General features: G+C 69.8%; 18 protein-coding genes. 7 read left to right on the forward strand and 11 right to left on the reverse strand.

The window, feature by feature from the left end:
• Window positions 1–105: 105 nt before the first annotated feature.
• The gene (locus BJ969_RS27680) at window positions 106–1,287 is read left to right on the forward strand and encodes an arginine deiminase (protein ID WP_184485941.1); all 1,182 of its coding nucleotides are present in this window, start codon (window positions 106–108) and stop codon (window positions 1,285–1,287) included.
• On the opposite strand, the gene BJ969_RS27685 is transcribed toward BJ969_RS27680, so the two are convergent.
• Entirely contained in the window at window positions 1,288–1,539 is a 252-nt protein-coding gene (locus BJ969_RS27685; RefSeq protein WP_184483865.1) for an HC3 family zinc finger protein, read from the reverse strand.
• Between the two features lie 170 nt (window positions 1,540–1,709).
• Here BJ969_RS27685 and BJ969_RS27690 point away from each other — a divergent pair, with 170 nt between their 5' ends.
• The 6 genes from BJ969_RS27690 to BJ969_RS27715 all read left to right on the forward strand — a co-directional run bounded on the left by BJ969_RS27690 (window position 1,710) and on the right by BJ969_RS27715 (window position 5,837).
• A complete protein-coding gene (locus tag BJ969_RS27690; protein WP_343071630.1) occupies window positions 1,710–2,594 on the forward strand; it encodes a helix-turn-helix domain-containing protein in 885 nt (294 codons plus the stop codon).
• A 21-nt stretch (window positions 2,595–2,615) separates the two neighbouring features.
• Window positions 2,616–2,810 carry a DUF397 domain-containing protein gene (locus BJ969_RS27695; RefSeq protein ID WP_184483867.1) on the forward strand — a complete coding sequence of 65 codons (195 nt, stop codon included), beginning with the start codon at window positions 2,616–2,618 and terminating at the stop codon, window positions 2,808–2,810.
• Window positions 2,811–2,928: 118 nt separating this feature from the next.
• Window positions 2,929–3,882, forward strand: a complete 954-nt coding sequence (locus BJ969_RS27700) for a DNA-processing protein DprA (RefSeq protein ID WP_184483869.1) — start codon at window positions 2,929–2,931, stop codon at window positions 3,880–3,882.
• A gap of 187 nt (window positions 3,883–4,069) precedes the next feature.
• Window positions 4,070–4,675: a hypothetical protein gene (locus tag BJ969_RS27705; protein ID WP_184483870.1), complete on the forward strand. Its 606-nt coding sequence runs from the start codon at window positions 4,070–4,072 to the stop codon at window positions 4,673–4,675.
• Window positions 4,676–4,926: 251 nt separating this feature from the next.
• Window positions 4,927–5,154: a hypothetical protein gene (locus tag BJ969_RS27710; protein WP_184483872.1), complete on the forward strand. Its 228-nt coding sequence runs from the start codon at window positions 4,927–4,929 to the stop codon at window positions 5,152–5,154.
• A 122-nt stretch (window positions 5,155–5,276) separates the two neighbouring features.
• Window positions 5,277–5,837 carry a ferritin gene (locus tag BJ969_RS27715; protein WP_184483874.1) on the forward strand — a complete coding sequence of 187 codons (561 nt, stop codon included), beginning with the start codon at window positions 5,277–5,279 and terminating at the stop codon, window positions 5,835–5,837.
• Window positions 5,838–5,934: 97 nt separating this feature from the next.
• Here the strand turns inward: BJ969_RS27715 and BJ969_RS27720 are convergent, their stop codons facing one another.
• From BJ969_RS27720 to BJ969_RS27765, 10 genes are all read right to left on the reverse strand, one after another.
• On the reverse strand, window positions 5,935–6,444 hold the full coding sequence (locus BJ969_RS27720; RefSeq protein ID WP_184483876.1) for a hypothetical protein: 510 nt from the start codon (window positions 6,442–6,444) through the stop codon (window positions 5,935–5,937).
• Window positions 6,444–7,019 (reverse strand): SigE family RNA polymerase sigma factor, encoded by a 576-nt coding sequence (locus tag BJ969_RS27725; protein WP_425503585.1) that lies wholly within the window; start codon window positions 7,017–7,019, stop codon window positions 6,444–6,446. Before BJ969_RS27725 ends, BJ969_RS27720 begins: the two co-directional genes overlap by 1 nt.
• Window positions 7,020–7,156: 137 nt before the next feature.
• Window positions 7,157–8,104, reverse strand: coding sequence for a DUF5926 family protein (locus BJ969_RS27730; protein WP_184483878.1), 948 nt, complete (start codon window positions 8,102–8,104; stop codon window positions 7,157–7,159).
• Between the two features lie 91 nt (window positions 8,105–8,195).
• Entirely contained in the window at window positions 8,196–9,020 is an 825-nt protein-coding gene (locus BJ969_RS27735) for a glycerophosphodiester phosphodiesterase family protein (protein WP_221315957.1), read from the reverse strand.
• A gap of 314 nt (window positions 9,021–9,334) precedes the next feature.
• The gene (locus BJ969_RS27740) at window positions 9,335–10,258 is read right to left on the reverse strand and encodes a DUF4328 domain-containing protein (RefSeq protein WP_343071631.1); all 924 of its coding nucleotides are present in this window, start codon (window positions 10,256–10,258) and stop codon (window positions 9,335–9,337) included.
• Window positions 10,255–10,596, reverse strand: coding sequence for a rhodanese-like domain-containing protein (locus tag BJ969_RS27745; RefSeq protein ID WP_184485953.1), 342 nt, complete (start codon window positions 10,594–10,596; stop codon window positions 10,255–10,257). Before BJ969_RS27745 ends, BJ969_RS27740 begins: the two co-directional genes overlap by 4 nt.
• Window positions 10,597–10,828: 232 nt before the next feature.
• Complete coding sequence (locus tag BJ969_RS27750) at window positions 10,829–12,361, reverse strand: solute symporter family protein (protein WP_246458520.1); 1,533 nt, start codon at window positions 12,359–12,361, stop codon at window positions 10,829–10,831.
• 110 nt (window positions 12,362–12,471) lie between these two features.
• Window positions 12,472–12,822, reverse strand: a complete 351-nt coding sequence (locus BJ969_RS27755; protein WP_184483882.1) for a DUF485 domain-containing protein — start codon at window positions 12,820–12,822, stop codon at window positions 12,472–12,474.
• A 503-nt stretch (window positions 12,823–13,325) separates the two neighbouring features.
• The gene (locus BJ969_RS27760) at window positions 13,326–15,122 is read right to left on the reverse strand and encodes a sodium/solute symporter (RefSeq protein ID WP_343071632.1); all 1,797 of its coding nucleotides are present in this window, start codon (window positions 15,120–15,122) and stop codon (window positions 13,326–13,328) included.
• Window positions 15,123–15,124: 2 nt separating this feature from the next.
• Window positions 15,125–15,430 carry a hypothetical protein gene (locus BJ969_RS27765; RefSeq protein WP_246457113.1) on the reverse strand — a complete coding sequence of 102 codons (306 nt, stop codon included), beginning with the start codon at window positions 15,428–15,430 and terminating at the stop codon, window positions 15,125–15,127.
• Between the last annotated feature and the right edge of the window lie 51 nt (window positions 15,431–15,481).

The following is a 15,481-nucleotide window of genomic DNA, read 5'->3' on the forward strand; positions in this document are numbered from 1 at the left end:
CTGACCAGCGCTGTTTTCGATCGTGGCGACTAGGCTCCGGTATCGACGGCGAACACGGCTGAAGGCGGCATCGTGAACGAATCCGGCAGCACGACCGAACCGCACGTGCGCAGCGAGGTGGGCCCGCTGCGCACCGTCCTGCTGCACCGGCCGGGCAACGAGCTCAAGCGCCTCACCCCGCGCAACAGCGATCAGCTGCTGTTCGACGCGATCCCGTGGGTGGACCGCGCGCAGGCCGAGCACGACGCGTTCGCCGAGGTGCTGCGCGCCCGCGGCATCGACGTGGTGCTGCTGCACGAGCTGCTGATCGAGACGCTGCGCGACCCCCGCGCGCGGGCAGCGGCGGTGCTCAGCGCGGTGGACGAACGCGAGATCGGCACCGACATCGCCGACGCCCTCCGCTCCCACCTGTCCACAGTGGACGAACGGGCGCTGGCGGAGGCGCTGATCGCGGGCATGACGTTCGAGGAGCTGCCCGCCGCCGAAGGCGATTCGCTGGTGCGCCGGATGCACCTGCCGCACGACTTCGCGCTCACCCCGCTGCCGAACCTGCTGTTCACCCGCGATTCCTCGGTGTGGGTGGGAGATCGCGTCGCGGTCGCCTCGCTCGCGATGCCCGCGCGCCGCCGCGAATCCGCGATCACCGACCTGATCTACGCCTACCACCCGCGCTTCTCCCGGTCCGGCCGCGCGTACGGCGCGCACTCGGCGCCCGTCGAAGGCGGCGACGTGCTGCTGCTGGCGCCCGGCGTCGTCGCGATCGGCGTCGGCGAGCGCACCACCCCGGCGGGTGCGGAGTCCTTCGCCCGCTCGATGTTCGCCGACGACCTCGCGCACACGGTGCTCGCGGTGCCGATCACCCAGCAGCGCGCGTCGATCCACCTGGACACGGTGTGCACGATGGTCGCCGAGGACGCCGTGGTGATGTACCCGGCGATCCAGCACTCGCTGACCGCGTACTCGCTGCGCCCGAAGGACGGCGGCGTGGACGTCTCCGGCCCGGAACCGTTCCTGACCAGCGCCGCGCACGCGATGGGCATCGACCGGCTGCGCGTCATCGACACCGGCCTCGACCCGGTCACCGCCGAACGCGAGCAGTGGGAGGACGGCAACAACACCCTCGCCCTGGCCCCCGGCGTCGTCGTCGCCTACGAGCGCAACGTGGAGACGAACTCCCGGCTGGAGGCCGCCGGCGTGGAGGTCGTGCGCATCAGCGGCTCCGAACTCGGCACCGGCCGCGGCGGCCCCCGCTGCATGTCCTGCCCCATCACCCGCGAATCGCTGTAGTCAGGGCCGCGCCCGCTGCCGCAGTTCGAGCAGGTTCCTGGCCTGCCGCCCGCATTCCTCGCAGGTCGGGTCCAGCCAGTCCACATCGGACGGTTCGACGAGCTCGTCCGAGGTGCCGCACAGCGCGCTGCGCACCTCGCCTTCGCGCGGCGGCCGATCCGGGCTGAACGCGTGCCGCTCGCCGCGCATCGGGCGCCAGTACACGACCAGACCTGAGCTACCACCGAGCACGACGATCACCTCTCGTTCCAACGGAATCCACCAGGGAGGACGGCGGCCCCGGCCCCGGCCGGTCGGGGAGGAACCGGTTCCAGGGCCGCCGCCGACGGTGACCCGGAGTGGTCTATCGTCACCGTCTGAACATGAACCTAGGGATGCGCGAGCGAATTAGCTAGCAACTGGCGCGACCTAGACCTGATCGAGTGATCGACTACGAGGTGATGGACGTGGCACCGAGCTCGCCGACCGTCGCGAATTGGGCGCTGGGACGCAGAATCCGCGAGAAACGCGAAGCCGAAGGCCTCGCCGGTGGCGAGAGCGCGAAGCGCATCGGCATCACGCCCGCGTTCCTGTCCGAAGTTGAGAAGGGCAAGAAGAACCTCTCGCCCGACAAGATGGAAGCGCTGCTCGACGCCTACGAGTTCACTTCGGAAGAGCAGGACGAGCTGCGCGAACTCCGCGACGAAGGCAGTCGCCGAGCCTGGTGGACCGGCTACAGCGCCCTGTTCAGCAACGAACTCCTCCGCCTTTTCGGCCTGGAACACGGCGCGGAGAGCATCTGCACCTACGACAACGGACTGGTGAACGGACTTCTTCAGACCGAGGACTACGCACGCGCGATCATCGAATCCGGAACGCCCAACGTCCGGCTTGCCGAATCCGATCGCAGAGTCGAGTGCCGGATGATGCGGCAACGACGACTCACCGGCGATGATCCGCTGCGGCTGCGCACGATCATGACCGAAGCCGCCCTGCGACAGCAGATCGGCGGCCGGCTCACCTTGCGGAACCAGCTGAACCACTTGGCAAACCTCATCGAGAAGCAAGAGGACCACGTCGAAGTGTGGATCGTTCCGTTCGAGGCGACCGGAGGTGACGCCCTCGGCGGTTCGTCCTTCCTGCTGCTGGACTTCCCGAGTGGACGACTCCCGACGATGCTCTGGCAAGAGACCGTGACCTCGACCCGCTTGACCTCCAGTCAACTGGCGGTGCGCGAGTACAGCATCGCCGTTTCCTCTGCGGCCGAGCACTCGCTGAGCAGGGAAGATTCCCTCAAGCTGATCAAGAAGGCCGCCAGTGAGCTTTGAGCCGCTCCTATAGTGAGATCCATGAAGAGGATCGAAGCCACAACGCCGCATGATGCGCTCGGCTGGCGGAAGTCCAGTCGCAGCGCCAACAACTCACACTGCGTCGAGGTCGCCGTGGCCGAGCGTGCGGTCGCCGTGCGCGACACCAAGGACCGCACCGGCGGCACGCTCGGCTTCACCCGATCCCAGTGGACGGCGTTCCTCACCTCCCTGTGAACGCCCCCGCTGAGCCGTTCGATCGGCTGTGTCGGGGCTTCGTGCGACCGTGGGCCGATAGCGTCCGTGACAGGATGAACTCGCAGGTCCGGCCAGGGGGTGTGACGAGGTGAGCACGATGGTCGACGCACGAACCGGCCCGGCGTCCCCGGTTTGGGACGACACCGAGCGAGCAGCACTGATCGCGTTGTTGCGGGAACGCCCGCAACGGATGTCGTGGCCCGACATCACCGCTGAAGTCAGCAGCTCGGGAAGCGCTCGATCGGTGTGGGACGGCCTGGTACCGGGAGACCTCTTCAACACCGAGCCCGCGGCGCTCGCCGAAGCATCCGCGGACATCGAACGGTGGCGCGCCGAAGACTTCCACTTCTCGACCTTCCTCGACCACGAGTACCCGGCACAGCTCCGGGAGGTGCACGAGATGCCGCCGGTGCTGTTCAGCCGAGGATCACTGCGCGCGGCAGACCCAGGAGTATCCGTGGTCGGTTCCCGAAAAGCCTCCGCCCGGGGTTTGCAGGTGGCGAGCACGCTGGCGCGCAACCTCGCGGAGCGGAACATCACCGTGGTGTCGGGACTCGCCAGCGGAATCGACACGGCGGCGCACACGGCGGCACTCGACTCAGGTGGCCGAACCGTCGCCTGCGTGGGGACGGGCATCACCGTCACCTACCCGGCCGAGAACCGCGCCCTCCAGGAACACATCGCGCGGGACGGCCTGGTGCTCTCCCAGTTCTGGCCGGACGCGCCGCCTCAACGCCAGAACTTCCCCATGCGCAACGCCGTCATGTCCGGTTACGGACGGGCCACGATCATCGTCGAAGCCGGTGAGCACAGCGGAGCCCGCATCCAGGCCCGGCAAGCCGTGGAGCACGGCCGCCCGGTGATCCTCGTCGACAACGTCGTCGAGGCCAACACCTGGGCGAAGGACATCGCCCGACGCCCAGGAGTGCACGTCGCATCCGGCACCCAAGAGGTAATGGACCTGGTCGAGGAAGCGCTGAACCCCAGCGTGCCGACCGAAGACCTGGTGGACCAGCTGATTCGCGACCAGGGCGGTCAGAGCCATCGCTGATCTCGAACGACTCGAAGAGCTCGCGGCGCGCATCGGTGGCGGATTCCTGCGAAACACCGTGCGACGCGAAGGGGTCACCTGCCGCGTCTGCACCACGCCGGTGAAGCCCCGATTCGAGCTGTGCTTCCGCTGCAACGAGACCGCCCAGCACGCTCGCCGGTTCGGGGGTGCGCTGGCAGATCTCGTCGTGCCACTCGTCTACGCGATCAAAGGCGCTCAGTCCGGCCACCTCATGCACAACTACAAGACCAGGGCCACCACCCCCGCTGGGACGAAGCAACTGGAATTGCTCTGCCGCCTGGGGTTCGGCTTTCACGAGCGCTGCATCCGGCAGGTGGTCGGCGAACCCGTCACCGCTTGGGCCGTCGCGCCCTCCACTCACACCCCGGCGACCAGACATCTCCTGCACACCGTCGTGCTCCCGACGACCCGGACGTTGAAGCCGCACGGCGGTGCGGTGGGAACGGAGATCACGCTGGTCCCCGGGCCCGAATTCCGCAGAACGCCACGGGAGTGGCTGCCCAGGATGTGGAAGGTGGGTTCGGGCACCGATCCCGCGCGGCACCACGTCCTGCTCCTCGATGACACGTGGACCACCGGCGGCAATGCTCAGAGCGCGGCCACCGCGCTACGCGAAGCCGGGGCATCCGCAGTCACGATCTTGACGCTGGCTCGCTGGCTGGACAGGAACCGCGACTCGGTCCCCGAGTTCATCGCCCGGCACCTCGCACACCGCGATCTCGACCTGCTGCACTGCCCCGCGTCATCAGCCGGCTGCCCGACGCCGTTCTGAGACTCCTCGCGGGGCGCCGTGGCGGTGCGACTGCGGCGTCGAAGGTGCGGATTCGCCAGTGCGCGGATCGAGCACGAGCGGTTCGGCAATGATTACGACCACATCGCGTGGACCGATTTCACGGTGCACTGCCTCGGGGATGTCGAGCCTCCCGGGGAACTGCGGTTCCACACCGGCAATACATCGAGGAAATCGTTCGCGGCCATGCCGATCGCACGTGGGAGACCAACCTCAGGCGCACCGCGCGAGAAGTGGCCGCGGCGCTTGATGCCGACCCCGGCATCCTCGGGCGGTGGGATTGCGGCCTGCGGTGGGCCAAGCAGCACGGGCAGGCCGATCAGGTTTACCTGCTGGTCACCGACGGAGCCGCCGAGTACTCGACGGCCTACGACGGCTCCGAGGAAGCAGCGGCGATCATCTCCCGGCTGCGTACGACCGATCCCCGCGAGGATGCCCGACAGGTCTTCCACAGACCCTGATGAATCCACTTAGGATTGCCTTGCCGCAATAAGGCAAAGTAAACTTAAGGAAGGTTCGGCGAACATTCCCAAGGGTTGCCTGATGAATTGCGAGGTGTCAATTGGAGCGTATTCTTCGAGCCATGACCACGACCGCCAAGAAGATCCAGCCGCGCGAATCCCGTTTCCACCAGCTGCTGCAGGACCAGGTGCGCAACGAACTCACCGCCTCGCAGCAGTACCTCGCGGTCGCGGTGTGGTTCGACAACGAGGACCTGCCGCGCCTGGCCGCGCACTTCTACCGCCAGTCGGTCGAAGAGCGCAACCACGCCATGATGATCGTGCAGTACCTGATGGACAACGACATCAAGGTCGCCATCCCGTCCATCGAAGAGGTCCGCAACGACTTCACCGAGACCCGCGAACTCGTCGCCCTCGCCCTGGAGCAGGAGCGCGAAGTGACGCAGGAGATCGTGACGCTGGCCAAGGCCGCCCGCGACGAAGGCGACTACCTCGGCGAGCAGTTCCTCCAGTGGTTCCTCAAGGAACAGGTCGAGGAGGTCTCGCAGATGTCGACGCTGCTGGCCGTCGTGGACCGCTCCAACGGGAACCTGTTCGACGTGGAGAACTTCCTCGCCCGCGAAGCCGTCGGCGACGAAGGCACCGACCCGACCGCTCCCCCGGCCGCTGGCGGAGCGCTCTGACACCTGCTCCCACCACGAACGACGGCCCCGGCGCACCTCAGCGCCGGGGCCGTCGCACGTCCACCCCCGCGAACCGCGGCTCGGCTCGGTGCGGCGGTCAGTCGGGCTCGCCGGAGGGCTCGGTGGGCTGGGTGCTCGGCTCCGAGGACGGGGCCGAGGTCGGCGGCTCCGAGGGTTCCGAGGACGTCGTGTCCGGTGCCGACGTCGACTCGCGCAGGATCGACAGCCGTTCGCTGGTCGGGTCCGAACCGTACGGCGGCGCCACGCCCGAATCCGGCGAACCGGGCTCCGGCCTGTGCGGTGCGTTCGGGACGAACGTCGAGGTGACGTCCGGGAGCGACGGGTCCCCCGGCGACCGCTCCGACGTGCTCACCACCGGCGGCACCGCCGGGCGCACCGGGTCCGGCGCGGGCCGCGCAACGAGCACCGCGCCGCCGCCCACCAGCACCGTCATCGCCAGCGCGCCGCCCACCGCGGCGACCGTCGTCTGCCGCTTGCGCCGCCGTCGCGCCCCCGCCACCAGCGACCACTCCGCGCCGGTGCGCACCCGCACGTCCAGCCGGTCGTCGGCGAACATCCGGTGCAGCTCGTCGTCGAGGTCGCCCATCACACCCCACCGCCCTCGAAGACCGGGCCGAGCTTGCGGCGCAACGACGCCAGCGCCTTGCTGGCCTGGCTCTTCACCGTTCCCGCGCTGACCCCGAGGGTCTCGGCGATCTCCGCCTCCGACAAGCCCTCGTAGTAGCGCAGCACCACCACCGCGCGCTGCCTCGGCGGCAGACCGCGCAACGCCTGCCACAACGGCTCGTTCTCCAGCCGGTCCGGCGCCTCCGCCGCCGGCACGTCCGGGAACTCCGCCAGCAACGTCTCGCGGCGAGTGCGGCGCCACCGGCTCACGTGCGTGTTCGCCATCGCCTTGCGGACGTAGGCGCGCGGCTCGTCGCACTGCTGGCGGATCTTCGACCAGCGCGCGCCGACCTTCTCCAGCACCGTCTGCACCAGATCCGCCGCGTCGTGCGGATTTCCCGTGAGCGCGTGGCCGTAGCGCATCAACCCCGGCAAGGCGACGCGCACGAACTCCGCGAAATCGTCCTCCGTCGCCATGTCCCCTTGACGTGCCGGGCGTGACCAACCCACCTGCGCCTCGGAAGCGGCGCGCACGGCGGGCAACTGAGCGGTCACGCCGCCTCCCCTCCACGACCTGTGCTGCGGAAGGACACGCCCGATCCGGCCGAGCGGTTGCCGGAACCATCCGAGTTCACTCGGACGGCCCAACGACGCGGGCGCCCGCACCTCGGCGGACGCCCGCGCTCGACGGGTCAGCGCAAGGTGATCTGGCGACCCCGGAGGCCGTCGCGGGAACGGCGCTCGGCGGCGTCCAACGGCGTGGAATCCAGCGAGCTCAGCGCCTCGGCCAAGCGCTCGCCCAGCGCGGCGGCGGGCTCGTTCCACTCGCGCGGGTGCTTGTCGCGGTCCAGGTCCCACACGGGAACGAGGACGCCGTGGGCGCGGAACGAACCGGCGAACTTGCTGTCCTCGTCCAACGCCAGCTCACCGCGCGCCGCGAGGCGGGCCAGCGCGGCCAGCAGCTTCTCCTCCGGCTCCGGGCGCACCCAGCGCAAGTGCGCCTTCTCGCCCGGGTCCACCCAGTACGCCGAGCGCGCGCCCTCGGCCGACAACCGCTCCGTCGGCATGATCGCGGCGTTCGCCCGCTCCAACGACAGCGCGACGTCACCGGTGGCCTCGGTGCCCTCCGGCAGCCACCACGAGAAGTCCTCGTGCAGCACGACCTCCAGCTCCGCGGCCGGGTCGATCAGGTCCTGCAGCCGCGTCGGCACCTCGGCCTGCGCCGGCTCCGGACCCACCACCGGCAGCGACGCGCCCTGCTCCGCCTGCTGCACCCACTCGATCGCGCGGGCCAGGTCGCGGCTCAGATCACCCGAACGGGTCTGCACCTGGAGGCCGACGAAGGCCTGCCCGTCGGTGCGCCGCACCGCGGCCGCCGCCATCGGCAGCACCGAGGCGACGGTGACCTCGGAACCGTCCCGCAACGGCAGCTTCGCCGTCGCCGACGGGACGAACTCGCGCAGCGCGACCAAGTCGCCCTCCGCGGCGAGGCCCTCGAAAGGCCTGGTCACGATCACGTCGGCGGAGCCGCCCGCGGCACCGTGGCACGCCTTGTAGCGCTTCCCGGACCCGCACGGGCAAGGCTGCCTCGGGCCGACAGCTCCCTCAGCGCGCTGGGTCGGGGCCGTTCGCTTCGACACTCGAAGCCTCCTCGCTGGGTGTGATTGGACCCACCGACGCTATCGAGCCGCCCCCGAACCCGACGTTCCGGGTCAACCCACCCGCGGGTTCCTAACCGGGAGAGCCCGCCAGCCGCGCCCGCGTCGCACCCGGCCGGTTCGTCGCCACGAACCGCACCCCGGCGCGGCGGCACAGCTCCACGTCAGCCGCGTCGTCCACCGTCCAGCAGTAGGTGTCCCGGCCGCGCGCCGCCAACCGACGCGCCAACCCCGGATCCCGGCGCAGCAACCGGACGCTCGGCCCCGCCAGATCCGCCCAGCGCGGCAACTCCCCCGCCCGCACCGCGCGCGACGCTCGGTCGAACAGCAGCACCGTCGGCACCCCCGGCGCGTTCGCGCGGAACCGGCGCACCGCCGCCGCCGAGAACGACATCATCACCACCGGCGAATCGTCCTTGTGCGCGGGCGCCGAAATCCCGTGCCGGGCCAGCGCGGCCGTCAGCTTCGCCTCCACCAACCCCCCGTAGCGCACCGGGTGCTTCGTCTCCGCGAACAACCGCACCGGGCGGGACTGCGCCCGCACCAGGCCCAGCAGCTCGTCGAAGGTGAGGATGCGGCGCTGCGACGCGCCGCCCACCGGACTCGCCCGCGGCTCGAAGACCAGGTCGTCCGCGGAATCCGGCAGCTCGTGGTGCCACTGCGCGAAGTCCAAGCGGGACATCGCACCCAGCGTCAGCTCGCTCACCACGCCCCGGCCGGTGGACGTGCGGTCCACCCGGCGGTCGTGCACGCACACCAGGTGCCCGTCGCGCGTCACGCGCACATCGCACTCCAGCGCGTCGGCGCCCTGGTCCAGCGCAACCTGGTAGGCGCCGAGCGTGTGCTCGGCGCGTTCCGCCGACGCTCCCCGGTGCGCGACGACCTCCTGCCCACCCATACCCGGCATTATCCCGTGATCCTGTGTTTCGTTCTCGGCCTGTGCAGTGGTCGGGTGGCGGAACCTCAGTTGCTTCCTTTGATCTTGTCTTTCCAGGTGAACGACGTTGTTGATCGTTGTCCTGTCAGCGGCGGAGCCGCTGAGCAGTGACCAGCTTGAGCACAACGACCACCGGCGGGTTCTCAGCGGCTTCCTCGCGAGGACAGCGATTTCGCCGTGTATCGGACATACATCAGAAATCGATCCCGCAGCGAGGAAGCCGCTGAGGTTCCGCTGAGCGACCCACTGCGCACGCCAAGATCAAAGACAGGCAGTCAGCGCGCGGCGGTGGAGGGGCGGTCCGGGCGTGGTGGCTTCGGGGCGTCCTTGACGCCGAGGACCCGGTGGCGCGGCAGCAGCGTCGGGTCCGGCGGGACGATCAAGATCGTGAGGTAGTTGATCACGCGCATGGTGAGGACCGCGCACACCGCCGCCGCGACGTCCGTCCAGAAGTGCAGCACCACGCCGTCCGCCATGGCCTGCACGCCCCCGCGGAACGACCACCCGAACGCCACCCAGCCGAGCACCAGGCTCACCGCCCACGCGATCCACCAGGCACCCACCAGCCGCGACGGGCGCGGACGGGACTCCAAGCGGCGATCACCCGCGGTCGCCAGCACGCCGTGCTCCAGCTCCGCCAGCGCCGTCCCCGGCGCCACCAGGTTCACGCCCGGCACCAGCACACCCGCGACGACCTGCCACTCCGGCCGGCGCGGCGACACCTCCAGCCGCTGAGCCGACGCCTTGCGCGCCCACAGCAGCCACAGCACCGCGAACACGCCGCTGGTCACGCCGAGCAGCCAGCTCAGCACACCCGCCGTCACCACCAGCGTGTCCGACAGGTCCAGCGCCACCTTCGACAGCGCCGAGCCGCGGCTCATCAGCAGCAGGACGTACCGCCACGCCTCGCCCACCGCTGCCACGCCCGACACCGCGGCCATCAGCCACAACGCCGACCACGCCATCGCCGACAGCCAGGTCACCCGCTGCACCGGATCGATCTGCGGACGCGTCGGCAACGCCAGCGGCCAACGCCAGCCCAGCAGCGGGAAACCCCACCGCGGCACCCCCGGGTACGACGGCGGCCCGGTGTAGCGCCCGGCGGAGCGGGGTCGGCGACGCGGACGCAGGCCGCCGGGTGGAGTGGCGACCCACTCCACCCGCAGGCCCGACGAACGATCCGGTGGCGGAGTCGTCACAGCACGAACGGCTCGGCGCCGGGCTCGTCGGACACCACGGGACGGCCCGAGGCGGACCAGCCGTTCATGCCGCGCTCCACGTTGACCGCGTCCCAGCCGTTCGCGTTCAGGTACGCCGTCACCCGCGCCGAACGACCGCCGGAGCGGCACACGACGTAGACCTGGTCGGCCTCCGGCAGCTCGTCGAGCCGCTGTGGGACCTCGTTCATCGGGATGTGCACGGCGCCCGGCGCGTGGCCGGCGGCCCACTCGTCGTTCTCCCGCACGTCCAGCAGCGCGAAGTTCGCGGTGGGCAGGTCGGCGGGCAGCTCCTCCGGCGGCACGCCGGGTACTTGCATCGGGGTAGTCACGCCCCGATGCTGCCACGCCCGCCGTGGGCCTGTCGTGAGGTGTCGGCGCACACCTCGGGCGAAGTGAACGGACCGTTCGTCCAACCGGTTCGGACGAACGGTCCGTTCACTCGGAAAACCCGATCGGCGGCGAGCACCCGACGCACCCGCCCGATCGGAGCGGGTGAACGGACCGTTCGTCCCATCCCGTTGGACGAACGGTCCGTTCACTCCGGCCGGATCAGTGCTCGGTGGCCTTCTCCGCACCGGCACCGGTGAGGGAGCGGACCTCCATCTCGGCGTACTTCTCCGCGTTGTGCGGCTCCTTGCTCAGGATCGTGCCGAGGTAGCCGAGCAGGAACGACAACGGGATCGAGATCAGGCCGGGGTTCTTCAGCGGGAACCACGCGAAGTCCAGCGACGGGAACATCGCGTCCTCGTTACCGCTCACCGCGGGCGAGAACACGATCAGCACGATGGTGATCGCGAGCCCGCCGTAGATGCTCCACAGCGCCCCGGCCGTGTTGAACCGCTTCCAGAACAGCGAGTACAGCAGCGTCGGCAGATTCGCCGAGGCCGCCACCGCGAACGCCAGCGCCACCAGGAACGCCACGTTCTGGCCGTTGGCCGCGATGCCGCCGAGGATCGACACGATGCCGATCACCACCGCGGTGATCCGCGCGACCTTCACCTCCTGCTGCTTGTCGTCGACCTTCCCCTTCTTGATCACGTTCGCGTAGATGTCGTGCGCGAACGAGGCCGACGCGGTGATCGTCAGACCCGCGACGACGGCGAGGATGGTGGCGAACGCGACCGCCGAGATGAACCCGAGCAGCAGCGGCCCGCCCAGCTGCAACGCCAGCAGCGGCGCCGCCGAGTTCACCCCGCCCGGCGCGTCCTTGATCGCCTCCGGGCCGACCATGGCGCCCGCTCCGTACCCGAGCACCAGCGTGAACAGGTAGAACATGCCGATCAGCCAGATCGCCCACACGACCGAACGCCGCGCTTCCTTCGCGGTGGGCACCGTGTAGAAGCGCATCAGCACGTGCGGCAGCCCGGCGGTGCCCAGCACCAGCGCGATGCCCAGCGACAGGAAGTCGAGCCTGCTGGCCCCGGATTCGCCGTACTGCGCGCCGGGGTTGAGCAGCTTCTCGCCGTCGGCACCGGCCCGCTCCACCGCCGACCCGAGCAGCCCGGAGAGGTTGAAGCCGAACTTCGCCAGCACCCAGATGGTCATCACGAACGCGCCCGCGATCAGCAGCGCGGCCTTGATGATCTGCACCCAGGTGGTGCCCTTCATGCCGCCGACCAGCACGTAGAGGATCATCAGCGCGCCGACCACGGCGATCACGATCGCCTGCTGCGCCTTGCTCTCGATGCCCAGCAGCAGCGCGATCAGGCCACCGGCACCGGCCATCTGGGCGAGCAGGTAGAAGAACGACACCGCGAGCGTGGACAGCGAGGCCGCGGTCCGCACCGGGCGCTCCCGCATCCGGAAGCTCAGCACGTCGGCCATCGTGTACCGGCCGGTGTTCCGCAACAGCTCCGCGACCAGCAGCAACGCCACCAGCCACGCGACGAGGAACCCGATCGAGTAGAGGAACCCGTCGTAGCCGTACACCGCGATGGCCCCGGCGATGCCGAGGAACGACGCGGCCGAGAGGTAGTCGCCGGAGATGGCGATGCCGTTCTGCGGGCCGCTGAACGCGCGTCCCGCCGCGTAGTAGTCCGACGCCGTCTTCGTGTTCCGGCTCGCCCGGAACACCACCACCATGGTGACCAGGACGAACAGTCCGAAGATGCCGATGTTGAGCCACCGGTTGGACGCGGGATCGGGCGCCTGCGCCAGGTGGGGCTGGGCGAGCAAGGGTTGGATTCTGCTGATCACCGCTGCTCTCCTTCGACGCGTTCGCGGATCTGCTCGGCGACCGGGTCCAGGTTCTTGTTGGCGTACCGGACGTAGAGGGTCGTGATGAGGAAGGTGGAGACGAACTGCAGCAGCCCGAGCACCAGCCCGACGTTGATGTTGCCGACGAGCTTGATGCTCATGAACCCGTGGGCGTAGTCGGCGAGCAGGACGTAGACCAGGTACCAGACGAGGAAGACCGCCGATACCGGGAAGACGAACTTGCGCAGCCGTTGGCGGAGCGTGGCGAATTCGGGGCTGTTCTGGGCAGCGGCCCAGGTTTCGGCATCGATGCCGGGACTGGGATCGCTCTGGCCCGTGGAGCTCACGGTTGTCCTCCTGAGTCGGGAGGTCGCACTCACCGGCGCCGTGTGACCTCTGTCTCTAGTCGCCGCGCGAACGCTACGTAGTTCGTCTGATTCTGGAAAGGCCCCGAAAGTGGATTGATATCAATCCGCTGGGTGATCAGAACGGACGCAGACAGCAGAAGCCCACCACGGATAGTGACCTCTGTCACTCGCAACTCCCTCCGGCTTCCCCCAAGCAGGTCAGGCTCGGTCGAGGCCGCCGGGGCGCGCGGTTCGCCCCGTCCGGTTCGCCCGGTACGTCCGAGGGAACCGGATGTCCGAGCACGGCGCCGCCCGAGCGAGCGGGAACGCGGGAAACCCGCTCCGATTCCTCGCGGCAGCGCCGGGGCAGCGCTCCGTGCACAACCGCTGAGCTGCGGTGGAGCCGGTATCTCGCCCTGCTCCGTCCCCCACAAGGGTGGTCGCGGTTCCCGGGCGGGACCTGCGCGGAGCGCGAACCGTCCGCGGACGCCCGCCGAACCCGCTCAGAGGCGGTGCCTGCCACCGGATTCCTTGGTCACCACCGGCTTGCGCACCCGGCCGTCCTGGAACCCCAGGCGGTCCGGCGCGTGCATCCGCAGCATCATCCGCGAGACGCCCTCCGGGACCTGCTGCTTCGTCCCCAAGCTGACCAGCACCATCGCCGCGAACGCCACGGGCACGCTCACCAGCGCGGGCTGGCGGACCAGCTCCCCGAACAGCCCGCCCGGATGCGGCCACACCACGCTCACCGCCAGCGCGGCCAGCACCAGACCGCCCCCGGCCAGCAGGCCCACCGACGCGCCCAGCGCCGTCAGCCGCCGCCACCACACGCCCAGCACCAGCAGCGGGCAGAACGTGGAAGCGGCCATCGCGAACGCCAGCCCGACGCTGCGCGCCAAGTCCTGCTCGGCCACCAGCAGCGCCACACCCGTCGGCACCACCGCCGTGACCAGCAGCAGGACCGGCATGTGCCAGTTCTTGACCCGCTGGAAGTTCGACGCCACCACCCCGGCGACGCTCACCACCAGGCCCGAGGACGTCGACACGAACGCCGCGAACGCGCCCGCGGCCGTCAACGCCGTCAGCAAGGCGCCCAGCCAGTTGTCCAGCATCGCGTGCGGCAGCAGCAGCACCGCGGCGTCCGTCTCACCCGTCACCAGCAACGTCGGCGCGAACAGCCGGGACAGCAGGCCCAGCACAGTCGGGAACAGGTAGAAGGTGCCGAGCAGGATCAGCACGAACAGCGCCGTGCGGCGGGCGCCGTGCCCGCTCGGGTTCGCGTAGAAGCGCACCAGCACGTGCGGCAGGCCCATCGTGCCGAGGAAGGTCGCGAGGATCAGCGAGTAGGTGCCGACCAGCGACGCCGGATCGGCGCTCGCCGGGTGCATCCACGAACCGTTCTCCGCCTCCGCACCGGCCACCACCGGTACCGCGGTGCCCGCGCCGAACGACAACGAGCTGCCCGCGTCGACCTGGTAGTCACCGGGCGGCACCCACACCTCGGCCGTGCCGTCCGGCTGCAGCGGACCGCCCGGAGCGCCCGGCTCCGCGGTGACCCGCAGCCACGTCGGCTCGGTCACCTGCAACGTCACCGAGGTCTCGACGGCGACGTCGGTGTCGCGCTCGAAGACCGGCCCGGGCGCGTTCAACCGCTCCTGCGCGGAACCGCCGAGCAGGAACACGGCGAACAGCACGAACGCCGGGAACGTGATCGCGAACAGCTTCAGCCAGTACTGGAACGCCTGCACCAGCGTCACCGCGCGCATGCCGCCGCTGAAGACGCTGGCCAGCACCACCGGCAGCAGCGCGACCGCGCCCGCCCAGGTCGGCAGCTCGGCGATCACGGCGAACGTCAGCCCGGCCGCCTGGAACTGCGGCACCAGGTACAACCAGCCGATCAGCACCACGAACACGGTGGTCAGCCAGCGCAGCCACGGGAGGTCCAGCCGCACCACGGCGAAGTCGGGCACCGTGTAGGCGCCGGATCGGCGCAGCGGCGCGGCGATGAACAGCATCACCGCCAAGTACCCGGAGGCGAACCCGATCGGATACCACAGCGCGGTCGAGCCGTCCTTGAGGATCAGCCCGGCGACGCCCAGGAACGAAGCCGCCGAGAGGTACTCGCCCGAGATGGCCGCCGCGTTGCGCTCCTCCCGCACCAGCCGCCGCGCGCGGTGCAGGTCCGAGGTGGCGCGCGCATGGCTCGACCCCCACGCGCCGATGGCGAACGTCGCCACCACCACGACGGCGATCCCGCCCAGCGTCCAGAAAACGGAGACCTCCGGCACCGCCGAACCCACCGCTACCGCTCGATCATGTGCAGGAAATCGCGCTCGTGCCGAGCCGCGGCCCGCGAGTACCAGAAACCGAGCAACGCCATGAACGGATAGGGCAACACCCCGAGCACCAGCCAAGGCAACCGGATTCCGGCGATCACCATGTCTCCCAGCGACGGCAGCACGTAGAACAGCAGCGGCAGGCCGAACAGGCCCGCCGCGAGGAGCCCCGTCATCAGCAGCGCGCTGCGCAGCTGCGCGCGCACCAGATAACGGACCAGCACCTCACCGACGCTGGTCTGCTCCTCCAGCTCCATGATCGTACGGGGCACCGGCGCTCCGTGGCGCCGATCGGACAGAACCACGCGCTGCCGACGAGGCCG

The sequence above is a fragment of the Saccharopolyspora gloriosae genome, assembly GCF_014203325.1.
Classification (GTDB): Bacteria; Actinomycetota; Actinomycetes; order Mycobacteriales; family Pseudonocardiaceae; genus Saccharopolyspora_C; species Saccharopolyspora_C gloriosae.